Annotated in this window: 18 protein-coding genes and 1 pseudogene; 8 read left to right on the top strand and 11 right to left on the bottom strand. The window is 66.3% G+C overall.

Going from position 1 to position 19,909, the window contains the following annotated elements:
- Positions 1 to 15: 15 nt before the first annotated feature.
- Positions 16 to 909 (bottom strand): MaoC/PaaZ C-terminal domain-containing protein, encoded by an 894-nt coding sequence (locus OHA42_RS03270; RefSeq protein WP_406239042.1) that lies wholly within the window; start codon positions 907 to 909, stop codon positions 16 to 18.
- On the bottom strand, positions 909 to 2,267 hold the full coding sequence (locus tag OHA42_RS03265; RefSeq protein ID WP_406234444.1) for a 3-oxoacyl-ACP reductase: 1,359 nt from the start codon (positions 2,265 to 2,267) through the stop codon (positions 909 to 911). Before OHA42_RS03265 ends, OHA42_RS03270 begins: the two co-directional genes overlap by 1 nt.
- A 242-nt stretch (positions 2,268 to 2,509) precedes the next feature.
- On the opposite strand from OHA42_RS03265, the gene OHA42_RS03260 reads away from it, so the two are divergent.
- The 3 genes from OHA42_RS03260 to OHA42_RS03250 all read left to right on the top strand — a co-directional run bounded on the left by OHA42_RS03260 (position 2,510) and on the right by OHA42_RS03250 (position 5,743).
- A complete protein-coding gene (locus OHA42_RS03260) occupies positions 2,510 to 3,826 on the top strand; it encodes an acetyl-CoA C-acetyltransferase (protein WP_406234442.1) in 1,317 nt (438 codons plus the stop codon).
- Between the two features lie 320 nt (positions 3,827 to 4,146).
- Entirely contained in the window at positions 4,147 to 5,568 is a 1,422-nt protein-coding gene (locus tag OHA42_RS03255; RefSeq protein ID WP_406234440.1) for an SMI1/KNR4 family protein, read from the top strand.
- A gap of 4 nt (positions 5,569 to 5,572) precedes the next feature.
- Positions 5,573 to 5,743 carry a hypothetical protein gene (locus tag OHA42_RS03250; RefSeq protein ID WP_406234438.1) on the top strand — a complete coding sequence of 57 codons (171 nt, stop codon included), beginning with the start codon at positions 5,573 to 5,575 and terminating at the stop codon, positions 5,741 to 5,743.
- A gap of 196 nt (positions 5,744 to 5,939) precedes the next feature.
- Here OHA42_RS03250 and OHA42_RS03245 read toward each other — a convergent pair whose 3' ends face one another.
- The 6 genes and pseudogenes from OHA42_RS03245 to gnd form a co-directional block, all read right to left on the bottom strand.
- Entirely contained in the window at positions 5,940 to 6,272 is a 333-nt protein-coding gene (locus OHA42_RS03245; protein ID WP_406234436.1) for a hypothetical protein, read from the bottom strand.
- Between the two features lie 148 nt (positions 6,273 to 6,420).
- Positions 6,421 to 6,684 (bottom strand): annotated as a pseudogene (locus tag OHA42_RS03240) (NUDIX hydrolase); the annotation flags it as partial.
- A gap of 270 nt (positions 6,685 to 6,954) precedes the next feature.
- Positions 6,955 to 7,188: a carbohydrate-binding module family 14 protein gene (locus OHA42_RS03235; RefSeq protein WP_406239040.1), complete on the bottom strand. Its 234-nt coding sequence runs from the start codon at positions 7,186 to 7,188 to the stop codon at positions 6,955 to 6,957.
- A gap of 286 nt (positions 7,189 to 7,474) precedes the next feature.
- Positions 7,475 to 7,675, bottom strand: coding sequence for a helix-turn-helix transcriptional regulator (locus OHA42_RS03230; protein WP_406234434.1), 201 nt, complete (start codon positions 7,673 to 7,675; stop codon positions 7,475 to 7,477).
- Positions 7,676 to 7,928: 253 nt separating this feature from the next.
- On the bottom strand, positions 7,929 to 9,683 hold the full coding sequence (locus tag OHA42_RS03225) for an SDR family oxidoreductase (RefSeq protein ID WP_406234432.1): 1,755 nt from the start codon (positions 9,681 to 9,683) through the stop codon (positions 7,929 to 7,931).
- A gap of 233 nt (positions 9,684 to 9,916) precedes the next feature.
- Positions 9,917 to 10,948 (bottom strand): phosphogluconate dehydrogenase (NAD(+)-dependent, decarboxylating), encoded by a 1,032-nt coding sequence (gnd, locus tag OHA42_RS03220; RefSeq protein ID WP_406239038.1) that lies wholly within the window; start codon positions 10,946 to 10,948, stop codon positions 9,917 to 9,919.
- A 318-nt stretch (positions 10,949 to 11,266) separates the two neighbouring features.
- On the opposite strand from gnd, the gene OHA42_RS03215 reads away from it, so the two are divergent.
- The 3 genes from OHA42_RS03215 (at position 11,267) to OHA42_RS03205 (ending at position 14,640) form a co-directional block, all read left to right on the top strand.
- Positions 11,267 to 13,204, top strand: a complete 1,938-nt coding sequence (locus OHA42_RS03215) for a VanW family protein (protein ID WP_406234430.1) — start codon at positions 11,267 to 11,269, stop codon at positions 13,202 to 13,204.
- A gap of 653 nt (positions 13,205 to 13,857) precedes the next feature.
- Entirely contained in the window at positions 13,858 to 14,088 is a 231-nt protein-coding gene (locus OHA42_RS03210) for a hypothetical protein (protein ID WP_406234428.1), read from the top strand.
- 351 nt (positions 14,089 to 14,439) lie between these two features.
- A complete protein-coding gene (locus tag OHA42_RS03205; protein ID WP_406234426.1) occupies positions 14,440 to 14,640 on the top strand; it encodes a hypothetical protein in 201 nt (66 codons plus the stop codon).
- A gap of 73 nt (positions 14,641 to 14,713) precedes the next feature.
- On the opposite strand, the gene OHA42_RS03200 is transcribed toward OHA42_RS03205, so the two are convergent.
- Positions 14,714 to 15,802 (bottom strand): DUF4185 domain-containing protein, encoded by a 1,089-nt coding sequence (locus OHA42_RS03200; RefSeq protein WP_406234424.1) that lies wholly within the window; start codon positions 15,800 to 15,802, stop codon positions 14,714 to 14,716.
- A 117-nt stretch (positions 15,803 to 15,919) separates the two neighbouring features.
- On the opposite strand from OHA42_RS03200, the gene OHA42_RS03195 reads away from it, so the two are divergent.
- Positions 15,920 to 16,123, top strand: a complete 204-nt coding sequence (locus OHA42_RS03195) for a hypothetical protein (RefSeq protein WP_406234422.1) — start codon at positions 15,920 to 15,922, stop codon at positions 16,121 to 16,123.
- An 84-nt stretch (positions 16,124 to 16,207) separates the two neighbouring features.
- On the opposite strand, the gene OHA42_RS03190 is transcribed toward OHA42_RS03195, so the two are convergent.
- Positions 16,208 to 18,043 (bottom strand): acyl-CoA dehydrogenase, encoded by a 1,836-nt coding sequence (locus OHA42_RS03190; RefSeq protein WP_406234421.1) that lies wholly within the window; start codon positions 18,041 to 18,043, stop codon positions 16,208 to 16,210.
- A 301-nt stretch (positions 18,044 to 18,344) separates the two neighbouring features.
- On the opposite strand from OHA42_RS03190, the gene OHA42_RS03185 reads away from it, so the two are divergent.
- Positions 18,345 to 18,950: an alpha/beta family hydrolase gene (locus OHA42_RS03185; protein ID WP_406234419.1), complete on the top strand. Its 606-nt coding sequence runs from the start codon at positions 18,345 to 18,347 to the stop codon at positions 18,948 to 18,950.
- 216 nt (positions 18,951 to 19,166) lie between these two features.
- On the opposite strand, the gene OHA42_RS03180 is transcribed toward OHA42_RS03185, so the two are convergent.
- Positions 19,167 to 19,871 carry a class I SAM-dependent methyltransferase gene (locus tag OHA42_RS03180; RefSeq protein ID WP_406234417.1) on the bottom strand — a complete coding sequence of 235 codons (705 nt, stop codon included), beginning with the start codon at positions 19,869 to 19,871 and terminating at the stop codon, positions 19,167 to 19,169.
- Positions 19,872 to 19,909: the final 38 nt, after the last annotated feature.

The raw sequence follows: 19,909 nt of genomic DNA, 5'->3' as shown, positions 1-19,909 counted from the left end.
CGGCTCCAGCTTTGTTCAGCGCAACGTGGCAGTCAGGTGCGGGTAACCCTTCTTCGGGTTGCGCAACGCCAGATCCCAGCCACCGTCGACCTGATCCGCGTACACGTTCACCGTGGAAGGCAGCAGAATCGGCTTGCCGAACTTGACCGCGTAGGTCGTCTGCTCCGGAATGCGGCCCTCGATATTGCCGAGGATGTTCGCTGCCGACCACATGCCATGCGCGATCGCCTTCGGGAAGCCGAAAGCCTTGGCGCCCAACGCGGAAGTGTGGATCGGATTGTGATCACCGGACGCGGACGCGTACCGGGTGATCGTCTTCTGATCCACCCGCATCGTGCGCAGCGGCGGCGGCGGAACCTCGTCCGGCTTCGGCTCCGGCTTCGGTCCACCCGACAGCGAGGTGCGCTGCTGGTGCAGGAAGGTGGTGACCTGACGCCACACCAGCTCCCTGCCGACGTTGACCTCGGTCACCGCATCGACGAGCAGCCCCTTCGGGTGCTCGCGCAGGTTCTCGATGTGCGTCGTGAAGTCCAGCGGCTCACTCACCGAGATCTCGCGGGTGCGCTCGATCAGGTTCTGCGCGTGCACCGCACCCACCGCGACGAACGGAAAGTCGCGCGCCACCACCAGCTGCATGGCAAGCGGGAAGCTCAGGATGAACGGGTAGGTCAGCGGCAGCGAGTCGTTGAACCGCAGTCCGGTCGCCCGGCAGTACGCGGCAAGGTGGTCCGGGTCCACCTTGAAGCCCTCGAGCCGGACGGTCCGATCCGGCAGGGTGGACTTGCGTGCCGAGCCCAGCGGCACCGGGACCGCGCCGAGCGCGGCCTTGACGAACAGGCTGCTGTTCTTCGGAGGTTCGGTAAGTGTGATCAACTGCGTCTTCTCCCGACCTGTTCCGGCCCGCGCCATCATGCTCCGATCAGGCTCTGTCCGCAGACCCGAACCACGTTGCCGCTCACCGCGTTCGACGCCGGGCTCGCAAAGTAGGCGATGGTCTCGGCCACATCGACGGTCTCGCCGCCCTGCAACAGCGAGCTCATCAGGCGGCCCGCCTCACGGGTCGCCAGCGGGATGGCGGCGGTCATCGCGGTCTCGATGAAGCCGGGCGCGACCGCATTGATGGTGATGCCCTTCTCAGCCAGCTTCGGCGCCTCGGCGTTGACCATGCCGATGACACCGGCCTTGGAGGCGCCGTAGTTGGTCTGACCGCGGTTGCCCGCGATGCCCGCGATGGAGGACACGTCGATCACGCGGCCACCTTCCTTCAGCGCGCCGCGGGCGACCAGGCCCTCGGTAATGCGGTGCGGCGCAGCGAGGTTCACGTTGATGACCGAGTTCCAGCGGCCCTCGTCCATATTGGCGAGCAGCTTGTCACGGGTAATGCCCGCGTTGTGCACGACGATGTCGATGCCGCCGAAACGCTCGGTGGCGAATTCGGCCAGCTTTTCCGCGGCATCGGGCGCGGTGACATCCAGTGCGAGCGCGGTGCCGCCGACCTTGTTGGCGGTGGCCGAGAGCGCCTCGCCCGCGGCCGGGATGTCGGCGACGATCACGGTGGCGCCGTCACGGGCGAACACCTCGGCGATGGTCGCGCCGATGCCGCGGGCCGCGCCGGTGACCACGGCGACCTTGCCCTCGAGCGGGCGATCCCAGCTGGCGGGCGCGGCCGCGTCGTCCTTGCCGACCCGGATGACCTGGCCGTCGACGAACGCCGACTTGGCCGAAAGCAGAAAGCGCAGGGTGGATTCCAGGCCGGTCGCGGTCGGGGCCGCCTCCGGGTGCAGGTACACCAGTTGGGCGGTGGCGCCGCGCAGCAGTTCCTTCGCGACGCTGCGGGTGAAGCCTTCCAGCGCGCGCTGGGCGATCTGCTCGTCGACGCTCGCGGTGAGCTCGGGGGTGGTGCCGATCACCACGATGCGGCCCGACGCGGCAACACTGCGCATGGCGGGCTGGAAGAACTCGTACAGCTGCGAAAGGTCCTCGATCGAGCCGATGCCGGTGGCGTCGAAGACCAGCGCGCCGTACTTCGCGCCCTGGCTCGGTGCATCGGCGAAGGTGTAGTCCGACAGCAGGGTGCGCACCGGCTCTGCAACGCGGCCCTTGCCGCCGAGCAGCACCGGGCCGGGCAGCGGCGGCTCGCCCTTGGTGTAGCGGCGCAGGGTCTGCGGCTGCGGCAGGCCCAGCTTGCTCGCCAGGAACTGTCCGGGGGCAGAGTGTACGAACGATCCGTAGAGGTTGGGAGCACCCTTGCTCTTGTTCGCTGCCACTGTTTCTCCCTTTTCTGTGTCGTGTGTGTGCTCGACTCGCCGGTGGCTGCCGGCCGACCGGTGCTGCTCGTTCACTGCACGTCCCCAGGCGAAATTACGCACTTGCGCGGGGTACGGTGTCGACAACAAACTTACTCCAGAGTAAGTTTAAAGTAAACCAACGCGACGGTGCGCCGATCCGCGCGGAATTTCCGTGCGAGCACCGGGGCGCCGGCCAACCCCGACGAGACCTGGAGACTCGAGTGACAACCAAAGCCCGTTCGGCGAAGAGCACGGCCAAGAAGGCTCCCCGCCCGGTTGCGATCGTGGGCGGCAACCGGATTCCGTTCGCCCGCTCCGACAAGGCCTACGCCCACGCCTCCAACCAGGACATGTTCACTGCCGCGCTCGACGGCCTTGTCAGCCGGTTCAACCTGCAGGGCGAGCGCCTCGGCATGGTTGCCGGCGGCGCGGTGCTCAAGCGCGTCGGCGAGCACGGCATGATCCGCGAGAGCGTGCTCGGCAGCAAGCTCAGCCCCTACACCCCGGCCCACGACCTGCAGCTCGCCTGCGGTACCGGCCTGCAGGCGATCGTCACCGTCGGTGATGCGATCGCGGCCGGTCGCATCGACGCGGGTGTCGGCGGCGGCACCGACACCACCTCCGACGCTCCGATCGGCGTCAGCGAAGGCATGCGCGAGTGGATGCTCGACGCCAACCGCGCCAAGAGCAACAAGGACCGGCTCAAGCTGGTCGGCCAGCTGCGTCCGGGCATGCTCGGCATCGAGATCCCGCGCAACGCCGAGCCGCGCACCGGGCTGTCCATGGGTGAGCACGCCGCCATCACCGCCAAGGAGTTCGGCGTCGCCCGCGAGGCGCAGGACGAGCTGGCCTACCTGTCGCACAAGAACATGGCGGCCGCCTACGACCGTGGCTTCTTCGACGACCTGATCACCCCGTTCCTCGGCCTGACCCGCGACGACAACCTGCGCCCCGGCTCGACCGTCGAGAAGCTGGCCACCCTGAAGCCGGTCTTCGGTGTGAAGGCGGGCGAGGCCACCATGACCGCGGGCAACTCCACCCCGCTGACCGACGGCGCCTCCGCGGTGCTGTTGTCCAGCGATGAATGGGCCGCCGAGCGCAACCTGCCGGTACTCGCGCACCTGGTGGACAGCGAGGTCGCCGCCGTCGATTACATCCACGGCCCCGACGGCCTGCTGATGGCCCCGACCTACGCGGTGCCCCGCATGCTGGCCCGCAACGGCCTGACTCTGCAGGACTTCGACTACTACGAAATCCACGAGGCCTTCGCCTCCGTGGTGCTCGCGACCCTGCAGGCCTGGGAGTCCGACGCCTACTGCAAGGAGCGCCTCGGCCTCGACGGCGCGCTCGGCTCGATCGACCGCAGCAAGCTCAATGTCAACGGCTCCTCGCTCGCCGCGGGCCACCCGTTCGCCGCCACCGGCGGCCGCATCGTCGCCTCCGCCGCGAAGATGCTGGCGGAGAAGGGATCCGGCCGCGCGCTGATCTCCATCTGCGCTGCGGGCGGCCAGGGCGTTGTCGCCATCCTGGAGCGCTGAATAATCCTCAGCTGAGCCCTGGAGGCGCGAAAGCGGCTGATAAAGGGTGGCATTCGGTCGAGTGCCACCCTTATCGCAGGTCTGATGACAGCGGGATCCTGTCGATTCCGCGGCGATCCAGCCGAACCCACCGGAGGCCGGCGGAGCAAGAACGCGAAGAGTGAGCAGCCCAAATCCGCAGGCGCACAACAGCTTCTGGCGTTACGGTGCGGCATGGACCTCACCTTAAACGCCCAGGCAGTTCGGCACGGCTGTCGGTGACGGCCGGTACGGTCTTTCGGACGGCCACCCATAACCGCCGCACCGTTTGGAGGACGCCTGTGCCCGCAATCCACGACTTCGCCACCTGGGAGCCACTACTGACGCTCCTTGGGGCCGAGCACCCCGACCGGCTCGTCGCCGATACCGGCCACGTGGCGGGAAGCATAAGTTCGACGGGGTGGAGCCTGCCCCTGAGTCATCGGCTCCCACCGCGGGGGCAGTCGATCGTGCCCCATGACCAGCAGGCCGTTACTCGGGCCGCAGCGCCAGTGCAGCGCGCGCTCGCGGAGGCAGGCATCCGCGAGGTGCTGTTTGCAGCGGACGTCTCGCCGAACGGGCAAACGGTACTGCACGTGTTCGGCACCAGCCCCGCCGTAGAGTCCGCGTCGGGCTTTCAGAGCCCGAGCCCAGGCACGCTCGTCCTGGTTGACGGCGTCGTCGCCGAACCCTGGCGGCGCCTGCCCGAACCGGTGCCCGGGGCAGTGGTGGCGCCGTCCTCGGACCCGGCCCTGCTGGAACGGACGCTCCGCGAGAGGCTCCCCGACGCCGTCGGCGCGACCGAGGAGGAGATCGCCGCCGCCGAGGAACGGCTCGGCGTCACACTGACCGAGGAGCTCAAAGCGCTCTACCGTGCGACCAGGGTGGGTCCGGCCGGACCGGACGGATCGGGGGACTGGGAGGCCGACTTCGCGGAGCTGCAGGCCGCCGAGTCCGCAGTCGGCTGCGAACTCGCCTCCCTGGACGGGCTGTTCGTAGCCGACGCGTCCCGGCGACCGTGCCCGTGGCAGTACGCGGCGACCGAGGCGGTCGTCACCCCGTCCGACGCCGCCGTCCAGGGCCTGGTCGGCTCGCCCGGTTGGATCGCCTTCGGCAGCAACGGCGGTGACACTTTTGCCATCGACCTGACGCCCGGACCGCGGGGCCACCTTGGCCAGGTCATTCTCATCGATCACGAGCAGAGCATCGGCGCCGAACTGTACGGCGAATCCCTGACGGAGCTGGTCCTGAACCTCTTCGAGAGCAGCGACCGCGCCAGCCGCCAAACGCAGCGGTTGCCGGTCACGGCTCGGGTCGGCGACGGGCACGACCTGGTCGACGTCGCGTCCGCTGTACACCCCGATCTGGAGGTCGTGCGGATCTTCCGTCGGAGCGGCACACCCCTCAGCCTTGCCCCCATCGCCGGGCTGCCGCGGGTACGCACCCTCACCGCGCACCCCGGCACGCTCGCCGACCCGATGGAGATCACCGGCTTGACCGGGCTGGAATATCTTGCGCTCGGGCCGGACGAGTGGCGTGTCCTCCTCGACGCCGGGGCGGTCCCGCGGGGGCTGTTCGCCGCCTGCGTTGAGGTGCGGGGTGACGAGCACCCGCTGGCGGTCGTGGACGTGGCCAACGACCTCCTCGCTCTCTGGGACCGCCCGCTGATCGCCCACACCACCGTCACGGGGCACATCGGCCACTCAGGACTGTCTGATAGTTGATCGTGTGGGTTTCCGAGAGTGGTTGGTGCGCAAGGACAACGGAATCCAGATGGACGAGGATGTCGCGCGGTTCATCGACCCATACGACGACGCCGACAGGATCGAAGACGCAGGAGCCGTCGCGGTGGATGTGGGTGCGGTGCTGGACAAGACCAGGTGGTCATGGAACGCATAGAGATGGCGCGTCGGAGGAAGCTCCGGCTCGACAGCATCACCAGCGTGGAGACCTGGTACGCGGTCGTACAGGCCGGGCTCGCGCCGATGGTGGTCTCCCACATCGCCAGGGCTTCTTCAGGTACCGACAGCAGTAGTCCCGCCCACTCAGGGGCGGGACCGAGTAGTCCATTCAGCTGTGTGGTTCGTTGATGGGGCTAGGACTCTGCGAGACAGGATCGAATGATCTTTCCGGCGATCTGGTCGAGAAGCTCCGTGGGAACAGCGTCGGGGAGCGCTCGGAGCCAGTCATCGCTCGGTTTTGACGGCATGACCTTGGCACCGTTCAACAGCGAATTCAGTTTGGTTTGTTGATCAGACGGCAGGATCAGCGGCGCGGTCGGCAGCAAAGGGTCTACGACGTTCTTGATCTCCGCCCAGTGCGTCTTGGCGCACTGCAGCGTGCTGTCGCTTTGCCAGTGGATATCTTGCGCGGCAGCTGTCCCCCCGCCACACCACAGCCCCGCGCACACCATCACCGTTACCAACACCCCACCTAGTGCACGACCATGAACTCCCACTACGGGTTTCCTCCTATCGCGACGGCAACGACTAGGAACTTTTGGCTGGTAGACACACTATCCGCTCCACGTCCCTGCTCGTGGCACCAACACCACGCCCTTCTGCGCGGGCCGCAGTTCAGGGCGTCGCGGGGTCGATGTCGGGCTCGGACGACCCACGCAATGCCCAGTCGAGACGCTTGCGCTGGCTGGGGTCCATCTTCAACGTCGGGAGCTTGCCGAGCGGCACCCATTCGACGTGTGTGCTTTCGCTGCTCGGTGTCGGCTCGCCGCCGATCGGCTCGGCGCGATAGATGATGGTGAACTCTTGGCGCACTTCGTCGTTGCTTGTGTAGTGGATGACGTGGGTGGGGTCGGTGAAGATTCCGACGATGCCGGTTAGTCGTACGTCGACGCCGGTTTCTTCTTGTGTCTCCCGGACGGTGGTGCGACTGAGTGATTCGCGAGATCACAGCAAGGCAGATGGAAAACGGTTCGACGCAGGGCGATCTCGTGCAGATCGGGGTTTCGAGGCCGCGACCGGCAACGAGATCGCCAGCACGCCGATGGCGCGCGCCAGACCGGGTTCAAGCACTACCCACGCAAGCAGGATCTGCTCCGGGCTCGAGTCGAACAGCGCGCTCCGTTGGTCTCTCCACGGATATCGCGACGCTCATTCTCGGCGAGCCGCCGCACCCGCGCTGGTAGGCCAGTCGCAGTACCCGCCAGTGCGATTCCAGATCAGGCCCGAAGAACATGATCGAATGGTTGCGGTATTGCCCCTGCACTCAATGTATTTGCTTCGATCGTTCGGATACTCGAAGGACCCGTCCGGCTTGGGGCAGGTGTAATCTGCAACGCTGTCTGCATACCTTTCGGCCTGAGCCGGAGATGCTGCGGCAAGCATCAACCCCGAACCGGCCAGCAACGTCGCAGCGGGCAAAACGAGGACACGCACGAATCTCACGATCGTCTCCTTCGGTTGTTGTCGCAGACCTTGCATCATGACATAGGGGCCGCCCGATCATGATCCGCTCAGTCGATTCGACGTAGCGCGCGAATCGCAAGCAGTGCGTCCTCGCGGTCCTTGTGTGACCGGACCCGGGTGCCGCGCCGCTGGCGTCAGGGCACCAGACTGCCGTGCGCGGCGGCGAACCGTACCAGACCCGGGGCGATGGGGTCTTCGAAGCTGGTCAACTGATGACCCCCAGTGTGAGACCCACGGCGTCCGCCACTGCGACAACGGTTGCGATGCTTGTCGGTCCGCTCCCGTGCTCGATCTCGCGGACTGTCCGAGTCGACGTGCCTACGAGTTCCGCGAGTTGCTCCTGAGTCAATCGGTGCCGGCGTCTTGCTGTTCGGATCGCCCGCCCGATGCTGATGGTCGCTGCCATCCAGCCTCCGATGGCGGCAGGATTCTGCCGATTCTGTAGTGATGCGGCCGACGCTACCGGAGGTCGAAAGAATTCGGCAGAATCTCGTCGGTTGGAATGCCGAACCGGCGATCTGGTGTGATGAGTTAGCGGAATCGGCAAAATCATGCCGGTTTAGTCGGCGCCCCGGCGCCTCTCCGCGCCTGCCTGCTGTACTTGCTTGGGTGCCGCGATGGTGGCGTTGGTCCGTCGGTGTTATTCGAACCCCGTGGTGTCAGCGCACCAGCCTGACGCGGGCGGCGGCGAAGCGGACCAGGCCGGGAGCGAGTCGTCCGATGATGTACTGCAACCGTGCTTCTGGCGTCACCGGAACGACTTGCCGGTCCTTCTGCACCGCTCGCACGATCTGCCGGGCCACTTTCTCCGGCCCGTAGCCGCGCCGTTGGTAGAGGCGGTCGTAGCGCTGCTGCCTGCGTGCCTCCTCTTCGGGCGAGACGCCCGACATCCTGGTGTTGCGCACGATATTGGTGTGCACGATGCCGGGGCAGATGGTGCTGACGCCGATGCTGTGCTTTGCCAGTTCGGCGCGTAGGCAGTCGGAGAACATGAAAACGGCTGCCTTGCTTGTGGAGTAGGCGGTGAATCCCTGCTGTGGCATATAACCGGCCATGCTGGAGAGGTTCACGATGTGTCCGCCGAGTCCGCGCTCGATCATGTGGCCGGCGAAGGCGCGGCAGCCGTTGACTACTCCGTTGAGGTTCACATTCAGCACGCGCTGGAAATCCTCGGTGGAGGTGTCGAGGAAGCGTCCGGCCTGGCCGATGCCCGCATTGTTGATCAACACATCCGGCACGCCGTGCTCGGCGATCACACCCTCGGCATGTTTGCCCACCGCCGCCTCATCGGAGACATCCAGTTCATAGGCGTGGCCGCGCCCGCCCGACCGGGATATCAGCGCGACCGTCGCCTCGGCGGCGGTGAGGTCGATATCCGACACCACGATCTCCGCGCCGTCCTCGGCGAAGGCGAGTGCGGTTTCCCGCCCGATCCCGCTGCCACCACCGGTGATCACCACGAGTTGGTCCTCGAACCGCTTGCGCGGCACACCCATTCGCGTGCGCCGAAAGGTGCGCGACTGCGGCCCGCCTGCCACCGCGTCGATCAATTCGACGGCCGCCGAGGCGAGCAGTCGCGGATGGGAGAACGGCAGCCAATGCCCGCCCCGCACCACGCGCAACCACACCGCGTCGACCCAGTGGTCCTCATCGGAGTAACTCGACTGCCGCACCGCGGGATCGCGGGTGCCGACAATGATCTGCACCGGAACCGAGGTGTGCTGCGCGCGGGCAGCCAGTGGATTGGTGGCCCAGGTCGATCGATAGATGCGCAGGCCGCTCGCCATGTCCTGCTTGAACGTGGGGGCCAGGTGGATCTGGTCGGGGGCCGCTCCCTCCGCGCGGGAAAGCCAAGTCCGCCAACGCTCTTCGCTCACCCCCGCCGCGATCACCGCTTGCGGAAGCACCGGCAGTGAGAAAACGCCCGAATAGGCGAACGAGCCCAGTTGTGCCAGCGGGAGCGCGATATTGCGCGGCGTCGGCCTGGCCAGTCTGCTGCGGGCCCAGCTCGCGGTGTGCGCGAGGCTGGGGCCGGAGACCGAGGTGAACGACGCGACAAGTCGATGCGCGTCGGGCCGCGCGACCACCTCCCACATCGCTATGCTGCCCCAGTCGTGCGCGAGGACGTGGACAGGCTCACCCTTGCCCAGCGCCTCGATCACCGTGACGTAGTCCGCGGCGAAATTCGCCACCGAAATGGCCTTGGTGCCCGGCGGGTTGGATGACTCGCCGTGCCCGCGGTTGTCCACGCTCAGCACCCGGAACCGCTCGGTGAGTTCCGGCACGATGTTGTTCCACAGGTGGTGGGTGTCGGGCCAGCCGTGCAGCAACAGGACCGTCGGGCCCGCCGGATTGCCCTGCTCGAAGACGGCGATATCCACTCCGTCGTTGCGCACCACATGTTTCTCGACCATGGAGTAGACCCACCCTTCCGGACCGTTGGCAGCGGGCGTCGCCGTCGGATCCATTGTGTCTGAGACGGCGAGTTTCGGGTAGCCCCTCGGTGCCGGCGACATTGCCGCCGGTCCGGCATTACGGCCTTGTGAGTTATGCCATCGGCGCTGTTACGCGCTTTTTGGCCGATGTCTGTGCCGAATTGACCGGCTGGAGATGGCGCTGGACTCGACGCTGAACCCGGCCGGGCTCGCTAGTTCTCCGGCAGCTCGTTGTGCCCGCCGAAAGCCTGGCGCATAGCCGAAAGCATCTTGTCCGCGTACAGCGATTCGCCGCGCGAGGAGAATCGCGCGAACAGCGACGCCGCGAGGACGGGCGCGGGGACTCCGGTGTCGATCGCGGCGTCGAGGGTCCACCGGCCCTCGCCCGAATCCGAGACCCGGCCGTCGAACGAATCGAGGTTCGGATCGGCGTAGAGCGCGCCCGCGGTCAGGTCCAGCAACCAGGAGGCGACTACCGAGCCGCGCCGCCACACCTCGGTGACCTCGGGGATATCGATCGCGTACCGGTAGTACTCGGGATGCTCGAGCGGCGTCTCCTCGGCGGAGAACCGAGCGTCGTGGTCCGCGCCGATATTCGCCTTGTGCAGGATGTTCAGCCCCTCGGCATAGGCCTGCATGGCGCCGTACTCGATGCCGTTGTGCACCATCTTCACGAAGTGGCCCGCACCGGCCGGGCCGCAGTGCAGGTAGCCCTGCTCGGCCGCGGACGGTTCGCCGGTGCGTCCCGGTGTCCGCTCGGCGGCCTCGACACCGGGAGCGATGGATTTCAGGAGTGGATCGAGGTACTTCACCTGTTCGGCCTCGCCGCCGATCATCAGGCAGAAGCCGCGCTCGAGGCCGAAGACGCCCCCCGAGGTGCCGATGTCCACGTAGTGAATTCCCTTGGGCCGCAACTGCTCGGCGCGTACGAGGTCCTCGTGGTAGCGGCTGTTGCCGCCGTCGATGATGATGTCGCCCGGTTCGAGCACCTCGGCCAGTTGATCGATGACCGCACCGGTGGCGCCTGCAGGGATCATCACCCAGACCACGCGCGGTGTCTCCAGCTTGCCGACGAAGTCCGCAAGTTCGGTGGCGCCCTGGAATTTCACAGTGCCCAGCTCGGCCGTCAGTTCGTCGATGCGCTTGGGCTTGCGTTCGTAGCCGACGGCGGTGTGCCCGTCCTTGACGATGCGACGCACGATATTGCCGCCCATCCGGCCTAGACCGATCATTCCCAGCTGCATACCCATCCATCTCCCTCGTGTATTCGAGCCCTGATAGCGAGAGTCGTGTCCTCGATTGTCCCGCGCCGGTCGGCCACGGTCGCGTCCAGCCGGTGTAACGGTCTGGTTCGGGGCGGCGATATTCCAATCGGCTCCGCGTAGTTGCCAGACCCCCGACCCGGCAACTACGCGGGGCCCTTCCATGTTCTACGCGGGCCCTTTGCGCAAGGTTTGCTGCAGATCTGTGCTCTGCGGACCATGTCGGTAGCGGCCACTATGGTTGGCGGAGACTCGCAACCGTGCGAGGTCCCTTTTCATCTCGAGCGGGGAGGACGGTTCGTGACGAGCGAATCGAGCGCCGGGCGTGACGGTCACGGCAGACACGAAAACGGCGAAGTCGGACTGCGTCAGCTCCTCGAATCGACCCGTTCTCCGGTACCGGACGCGTCCACCGGCTGGGCTGACGACTCGACGCCCACCCAACCCCTGCGGACGACCGCCGGGGTGCAGCCACCCCGTCACCCTCCGGTCAGCGAAGCCGCTACCGAGCGCTGGTCTCGGCGCCAGGAACCGCAGCCGCCGTCGCAACCCGAGGTGAGCGGGTCACCGAAGGCGCCCCTCGTCAAGAAGATCGGCATCGGGATCGGCGCCTTCATCGCGGTGGCCGGATCTGTCTATGTGGCTGACCTGCTGTTGTCCGCTGGGGAAGTGCCGCGCGGCGTCGAGGTCGCCGGCGTCAGCGTGGGCGGCCTCGACACCGCCACCGCGGACACCAGGCTGCGTGCCGTGCTCGGCCCGCGTTCCGGGCACGAACTGCCCGTGCAGATCGCCGACATGCAGACCAAGCTGCTGCCGAGCACCGCGGGGCTGGAAGTGGACTGGGCGACCACCTGGGAACGTATCGGCTCGCAGCCGCTGAATCCGGTCACCCGGCTGACATCACTGTTCACCACCCGCGCGGTGCCGATCGCCAGTGTGGTCGACAACTCGGCGCTGGATCGCCAGCTCACCGCCTTGCGGGTGCACGACCGGCCGACGGTCGAAGGCACCATCAGATTCGAGGGTGGCAGACCGGTAGCTGTGCCGCCGGTGCCAGGGCGGGTGCTCGACGAGCCCGCGGCGCGCGCAGCGCTGATCGACAACTGGATCTACGGCACGCTGATCGATCTGCCGGAGACGGCCGCGCCCATGACCGTCCGTCCCGAAGCGGTCGATCAGGCGTTGCGTGAGGTCGCGGAGCCCGCGGTGCGCGCACCGATCACCTTTACGGGCAAGGGTGCACCGGCCAAGCTGGAGCCGGAGCAGATCGCGACCATCTTGTCTTTCGCGCCCGATGGGAATGGCGGACTCGCTGCGACCTTCAACCAGGAGGTCGCGACCGGTTTGCTGGCGCCCCAGCTCGCCACCTCCGAAGTGGAGGCGAAGGACGCGACATTCAGTCTGGCCGGTGGCGCGGCGAAGGTCGTTCCGGCGATTGTCGGCGACAAGATCAACTGGCCGAAGACGCTCGAGCAGTTGCCGAATCTCGTTGCCATGCCACAAGGACGTACCGCTGAGGCTGTCTACGAGAAGGTCGAGCCCAAGCTCACCACCGAGGCCGCACAGGGCCTCGGCGTCACCGATGTCATGGGCCAATTCACCACCAACGGCTTCAGCGGCCCCTCCGGGGTGAATATCCGGGTGGTCGCGCGGAAGGTGAACGGCGCCATCGTCAAACCTGGAGATACGTTCTCGCTCAACGACTTCACCGGCCCGCGCGGCACGGCCGAAGGCTACGTCGAATCCGGCATCATCGATCACGGTCGACCGAGCACCGCCGTCGGCGGCGGAATCAGCCAATTCGCCACCACCCTCTACAACGCCTCCTACTTCGCGGGCCTCGAGGACGCGGGCCACACCGAGCACAGCTACTACATCTCGCGCTACCCCGCCGCTCGCGAGGCCACCGTCTTCGACGGCGCCATCGACCTGCGCTTCCGCAACAACACCCCCAACGGCGTGTACATCGAGACTCTCACCACCGACTCCGACGTCACCGTCCGGCTCTGGGGCACCAAGACCGTCGATGTCGAGTCCATCACCGGCGAACGAGACAAGCCGACCGAACCCAAGACGGTCACCCTCCCGAAGGGCAAGGACTGCATCGCCTCCGAGGGCGCCCCCGGGTTCACCGTGTCCGATACCCGCGTCATCACCGATCACAAAACCGGCCGGGAAGTCTCGCGTGCGACTCGGACCGTGAAGTACGACCCGATCCCTGTCGTCAAGTGCGAGTAGGTCGGGCTTCGCGCGTCAGCACCGGGGGAGTTGCCGAGGAACCCGCGGAGGCCGCCTCGAGCCCGCTTTCCCGCCCGGACGAGATCTGAGGTTGCGGTCGGCGGCGCTACCCGTACAGTTCCGGAGGCGGGGCTGTACGGGAATGGTCTGCCGATCACCAAGTGCGCGTTTGCTGTTCGGCTCGAGCGGATAAAGGCGAATCACCTCACCATCTCCGCGAGCTCGGAAATGTTACAGATAATTCCTGTGAAATACTTCTCAACATAACTTGTGGGTAGCTGGGTACACCACAGTTCTATGGGCTTGCCTCTCGGTTCTCTCGAGATTCGCCCAATTGACCCATTGTGCAAGGTCATTGGTGTGATCTCGACGTGTGCTCGATGCTGTGCGGCCATCGTGCCAGCTACAGCCTCGCCGGATGACTTGTCGGCGGTGAAGTTTATGAGGGCGGGTGCGGGGCGGGCCGCCCGGTAGCTCGGCTCGAGTCCGATTCCCGTGGATTTCATTTCGAATGACTCGCAACGGTCCGGCAACTTCTTGCCGGCGGAAGGGTCGCGTAGCTGCTCGCTGGCAGTTGAAGCGTTGTGATAGAACATCTTTCGTTGATAACAAACGTGTTATCGGCGACAGACATTTCTAGGGGTAGATATTCAATGAGCAAGCTTCGCGTGTTCGGTGTCGTCTTTATCGCTGCTGCTGCTGTGATCGGCGCGGGCTCGGGCCTGGCGTCCGCCACCGTCGACCAGGGCATCGTCCTGCAGGAAATCGACACCATCGCCCCCGGTGAGCCGGCCCCGGGCGGCACCGGCTCGGCAGCGCTGCTTCCGGCACTTCTCAAGGCGCTGGCGTCCGGCTCGGCGGCCACCACTCCCACGACCCCGTAATTCGCGATACCGAAATTGCCCCACCTCGCATGAGGTGGGGCAATTCTTGTTTCTTGCCTTCGACACCTGCTGCTGCGCAACGGTTCCCGAGCGGCCGATGACTTAATCGGCGCGGGGCCGGTTCGCATATCACGAGCCACGAGGCGGTGGCCAGCATTCTTCCGCCGCTGATTATTTGTTCCGACGGCGAGCTGCGTCTCCTCGCAGCGAACTACCAGGTCGTGTGCAGAACTGGTAACTATCCGTTTGCATGGTGTTCATAGTCACGACCCTGATCGAAAATCTACCGTGATAGAAATGCGCAGGCGATCGCAAACGCGGTCGGATGAGGAATAAGGAAGAAGAGTTTTCATGCGCAAGATTCGTCTGTTCGGTGCCGCCGTCGCCGCTGCCGGTATCGTCCTCGCTGGTTCGGGTATCGCCGCCGCCGAGACCCCCGCCCCCGTCCCGGCTCCCACCGGCTCGGGCAACCTCGCCGCCGGCCTTGCGAAGCTGCTGGCGACCGGTTCGGGTGGCGTCAAGCCGCTGCCGACCGCCGCCACGGCAGGCTGATAAGCGCTCGACTGCGCGTCGATCCACAAGCGGCCCGGAGAAATCCGGGCCGCTTGTGTTGTATCGCCGCCCGTCACAATGGAGTTCGCAGCAGGATCACGTTGTACTGGGTGTGCACGGTCAGCATGAAGTAGAGGTCCCGCCCGGTCTGGTACGGAAAGATCATGGGCGCGTAGGCAGTCGGTAATGAGGGCCCGGTGACGAGCACCTGCGGATCGCCCCAGGGGCCCTCTGGAGCCGACGCGGTGCGCATGACAACGGAATTGGCCGGGTCGGTGGTGAGCATGACGAACTTGCCGAGATAGTTGTTCCACATCACCGACAGCTCGGCGACATCGCCGACGATCGGCGCTGCGGTCTTCGCGTCACCGGGCTGCCATGCGCCGCCGTCCCAATACTCATAAGCCTCGATATTCGCGATATCGGCTTCTTTTGCCCTGGAGACGAATCCGGGGTTGTTGCGGCCACCGGGCGTGCCGTAGCGGTAGATATATCCCGCGTCCTTCAAGAAGGCGTTCTGCTGAAACTTTTCGTGGCCGTCGACATTCGCGCGCCGGGTGTTGGTCAACTGAGCCCAGGTCTGACCGCCGTCGCCGGAGGCCGCGAGGGTGGCGAAGTTGGTGGCCCACTTGCCGTGGTCGCCCCATTCGCGCACCGACATCATGCTCATGAACTGCACGCCGCCCACCGAGATGCCCGCGGTCGGAATGAAGCTGATCTCGATGCCCGGAATCTTCGGGCTCGGCAGCGGGTTGGGCACCGCGCTGTCGAAGATGATGCCGTTGGCCGGATCCTTGGTGGTGCTGCGGAACAGGACGTTGCTGTTCCAAGCCCAGATGCTGCCCGCGAGCAGGTTGGGCACGCCGAGCCCGGCGCTGTCACCGAAGGCGGTGATCATCCGGCCGCCGCCGTCGTCCCACATGATGCCGAGATCGGTGCCGAGCACGTTGACGTTCTGGGTGTGATTGGGGCTATCGATTCCGGTCACCTGGAAGATCGCCTGGGCCGGCCCCGGCAGCCGCGGTAGTCCGCGCGGCTGGCCGTTGAGCCCGGGAATCGGATTGACATTGTTCGGATCGGCGCAGGCCGGACCCGCGAACGCGACAGCGAAAGCGACGGCGAGTACGCCGATTCTGGCAAGAGCGGGCAGCGAGCGGTTCATCCAAACGGTCCCTTCGTCGGCACACGCGCGGCTTGCCCGATCATTGTGCCCGCTGTCGCGTCGGATGTCCGGCGGCCGGTGTTGTGCCGGCGGACCACACCGGATAACGGCAGCGAAATGCGGCCCCACGTGCCGCATCGCCTCCCCCTTCGAGGCGATCCGGCACGCGGCGCCCGCAGAGAATCGTTGCTTTACGCGCTGACCGAGCGCGGCCAGAGCCTGTCCCTCCCGATCTTCGGGCTGGTCGAATGGTCACGCGATAACCACGACGCAATCCTGCGCTCGCAGGCCGAATTCGACGCCGAGCACCGGATCGACTAGCGCACACAGCGAAAAGCACAGCGGCCCGGAGAATCTCCGGGCCGCTGTGTTGTGTTCGGTGTGTGATAGCAGTCAGCTACCGCATCAGAACGCCGCTTCGTCGAGCTCCATGATGTCGTTGTCCAGGTTCGCCAGGATGGCGCGGGTGGCGGTCAGCTCCGGCAGCACGTTGCGGGCGAAGAACTGCGCGACACCGACCTTGCCGGTGTAGAACGCCTCGTCGGCACCGGTGGCGCCATTGTCGAGGGCCTTGATGGCAACCTCGGCGTGACGCAGCAGCTGCCAGCCGATGAGCAGGTCACCGACGGCGAGCAGGAAGCGCACCGAGCCGAGACCGACCTTGTAGAGCTCCTTCTGGTCGGCCTGCGCGCCCATCAGGTGGCCGGTGAGCGTGGCGGCCATGGCCTGCACGTCCTCCAGCGCGGTGGCGAGCAGCTTGCGCTCGGCCTTCAGACGACCGTTGCCTGCCTCCGACTCGATGAACTTCTGCACCTGGCCGGCCACGTGGGCCAGCGCGACGCCGCGGTCACGGGCGATCTTGCGGAAGAAGAAGTCCTGCGCCTGGATGGCGGTGGTGCCCTCGTACAGCGAGTCGATCTTGGCGTCGCGGATGTACTGCTCGATCGGGTAGTCCTGCAGGAAGCCGGAGCCACCGAAGGTCTGCAGCGATTCGGTCAGGTACTGGTAGGCCCGCTCGGAGCCGACACCCTTGACGATCGGCAGCAGCAGATCGTTGACGCGGAAGGCCACGTCCTCGTCGGCGCCGGAAACCAGCTGCGCGATATCGGCATCCTGGTGCGCGGCGGTGTAGAGGTAGATGGCGCGCAGGCCCTCGGCGTATGCCTTCTGCAGGGCCAGCGAACGACGCACGTCCGGGTGGTGGGTGATGGTGACGCGGGGAGCGGCCTTGTCGGTCATCTGGGTCAGGTCCGCACCCTGGACGCGCTGCTTGGCGTAGTCGAGCGCGTTGAGGTAACCGGTCGAGAGGGTCGCGATGGCCTTGGTGCCCACCATCATGCGCGCGTTCTCGATGACGTCGAACATCTGCGCGATGCCGTTGTGCACCTCGCCGACCAGCCAGCCCTTGGCGGGGATGCCGTGGCCGCCGAAGGTGACCTCACAGGTGGCCGAAACCTTGATGCCCATCTTGTGCTCGACATTGGTGACGAAGGCACCGTTGCGGTCGCCGATGGTCTCGGTCTCGAAGTCGAAGTGGAACTTCGGCACGTAGAACAGCGAAAGACCCTTGGTGCCCGGCCCTGCGCCCTCGGGGCGGGCCAGCACCAGGTGCATGATGTTCTCGAACAGGTCGTCGGAGTCACCCGAGGTGATGAAGCGCTTGACGCCCTCGATGTGCCAGGTGCCGTCTTCCTGCTTGATCGCCTTGGTGCGGCCGGCGCCGACGTCGGAGCCGGCATCCGGCTCGGTCAGCACCATGGTGGCGCCCCAGTTACGGTCGGCGATGATCTGAGCCCACTTCTTCTGCTCATCGGTGCCGTTGTTGTAGAAGACCTGCGCGAAGCCCGCGCCCGCTGCGTACATCTGGGCAGGCGGGTTGGCGCCGAGGATCATTTCGCTCAGCGCCCAGGTGACGGCGCTCGGCGCGCCGAGACCGCCCAGCTCCTCACGGACGCCGACCTTGGCCCAGCCCGCGTCTTCGAGCGCGCGGTAGGACTTCTTGAAAGGCTCGGGGAGAGTGACGGTGTGGGTCTCGGGGTCGAAGGTCGGCGGGTTGCGGTCACCGTCGACGAACGAGTCGGCCAGCGGACCTTCGGCCAGGCGGCGCACCTCGTTGAGCATCTCCTTGACGGTCTCGGAGTCGAGATCGCCGTATGCTTCGCCGTCGAGGAGCGCACCGAGGCCGAGTACCTCGAAGAGGTTGAACTCCAGGTCGCGGACGTTGCTCTTGTAGTGGCCCATGTCTGTCTACTCACTCTCCGTTGAGTTGGTGCGGTCGGTTGCTTGCCGTTCCCGCCCGTTGTCGCCACCGGGTAGCCATCCGGGTTTCCGCATGCTACTCGCGGGTAACTTATGAAACATATTACCGGCCGGTAATGGGGAGGCAAAGGCTCGAGCGGGCAATGTGACGCGGAAAACACCGGAAGGCGTTGCCGCGCCGCCGCGGCTCGAGTAAGAGGCGGGTTGCCGACCTGGCTCGACTGCCGAACGAAAGCCCTGTTGCGCTCGATGTTTCCTGGTTGCTGGAGCGCTACCGTTGGGTGTGCGAATCGAGACGAGCGCAGGGCCTGCCGAGATCGAGCTCGACAAGCCGCGTGCTCCTGCCTTCCTGCTGCTGCTCACGCACGGCTCTGGTGGTGGCGTCGACGCGAAAGACCTGCTCACGGTGCGCGATCGTGCGCTCGAGCTCGGCGGCGCGGTGGCCAGGGTCGTGCAGCCCTATCGGGTCGCGGGGCGACGCGCGCCGGGCTCGGCGGTGAAGCAGGACGAAGCCTGGCTCGAGATCGTCGCGGACCTGCGTAAGCGGGTCGCGAAGGTCCCGTTGATCCAGGGTGGTCGCAGCAATGGCGCCCGGGTGGCCTGCCGCACCGCGACCGCCGCAGGGGCAAGCGGGGTGATCGCACTGTCCTTTCCGCTGCATCCCCCGGGAAAGCCGGAGAACACCCGCGTCGAGGAGCTGCGGTCGACCGGCGATATCGAGGTGGTGGTGATCAACGGTGCGCGCGACCCGTTCGGCGTGCCCGATGCCGCCGACGCGACGCTGGTGGAAACCATTGCTGGACAACCGCATTCGTTCCGCAGCGGCTTCGCCGAGATCGCCGACATCGTGACGCCGCCGCTGCGGCGATGGGCCGGACTCGCAGTCTGATAACCACTGCTTCTGGTTCTGAGCAGAACTATCTGTTGGACTTCTGATTTTGGCTCGATGACGCTGAAAAGCGCTCGAGTCGATGTCGGTAGTGCGCTTGCCTGCCGATCGACGCCGTGACCGCACCGGACGGGCTGCCGGCAATTCTGCTCGCGGACGGGTGAGCCGAGCGGAGCGGAACCGGGTCTGCTCGGCGCGGCGCAGGCGGATCGTCGGTCACTCGACGGTCTGGGACTCGAGTGCTGGCTGGTCGGGTACTGCTGCCGATCTGGTCGCGACGACCAGTGCATCGATGGCATCGCGGTCTTCGGTGGGGCGCAGGACGCGGTCGGCGATGCGGACCTGGAGGTGTTCGGATTTCGGGCCGAGGTCGGCGACGATGTCGTCGGGGGTGAAGAGGATGGACGGGTCCTGAGGACCGCCGTAACCGTCGGTGAGATTGGTGGTGTCGTGTCCGAGGATCAGCAGGGTGCCCTCGGGGGCGAGCAGGTCCGCACAGCGACGGAGCAGGGTGCGGCGCTGCTCGGCGGGCAGGTGCAGGAAGACCAGCAGGACCAGCTCGTACGGGCCGGTGATACCCGCCGCGTCGAGGTCGGTGACATCGGCGCACTGCCAGGTGATGCGGCTGCGCACGGAGCGCGACAAGCGGGTCGCGACGGTGCGGCCCTTGTCGACCCCCACCTGTGAGTAGTCGACCGCGTGCACCTGCCAGCCGTGCGTTGCCAGCCACAATGCGTTTCGACCCTCGCCGCAGGCGAGGTCGAGGGCGCGCGGCAGCCTCGGCACACCGCCGTCCGGGGTGTCGTGCTGCGGGGTGCGCCGCTCCAGCCCGTAGACGTGCTCGACCACCGTGCTGTTCGGCGGTGCGCCCCAGACCAATTCACCTTGCGCATACCGCGCGTCCCAATCGGCCGCCTCCATACCCGTCAGTCTATGGACCGGCCGCGGCCGCATCGCAG

Origin of the sequence: Nocardia sp. NBC_01009 (assembly GCF_045208035.1) — a bacterium.
Lineage (GTDB): Bacteria > Actinomycetota > Actinomycetes > Mycobacteriales > Mycobacteriaceae > Nocardia.
The sequence above is the reverse complement of the archived record's forward strand: the minus strand, read 5'-3'. Positions and strand labels throughout refer to the sequence as shown.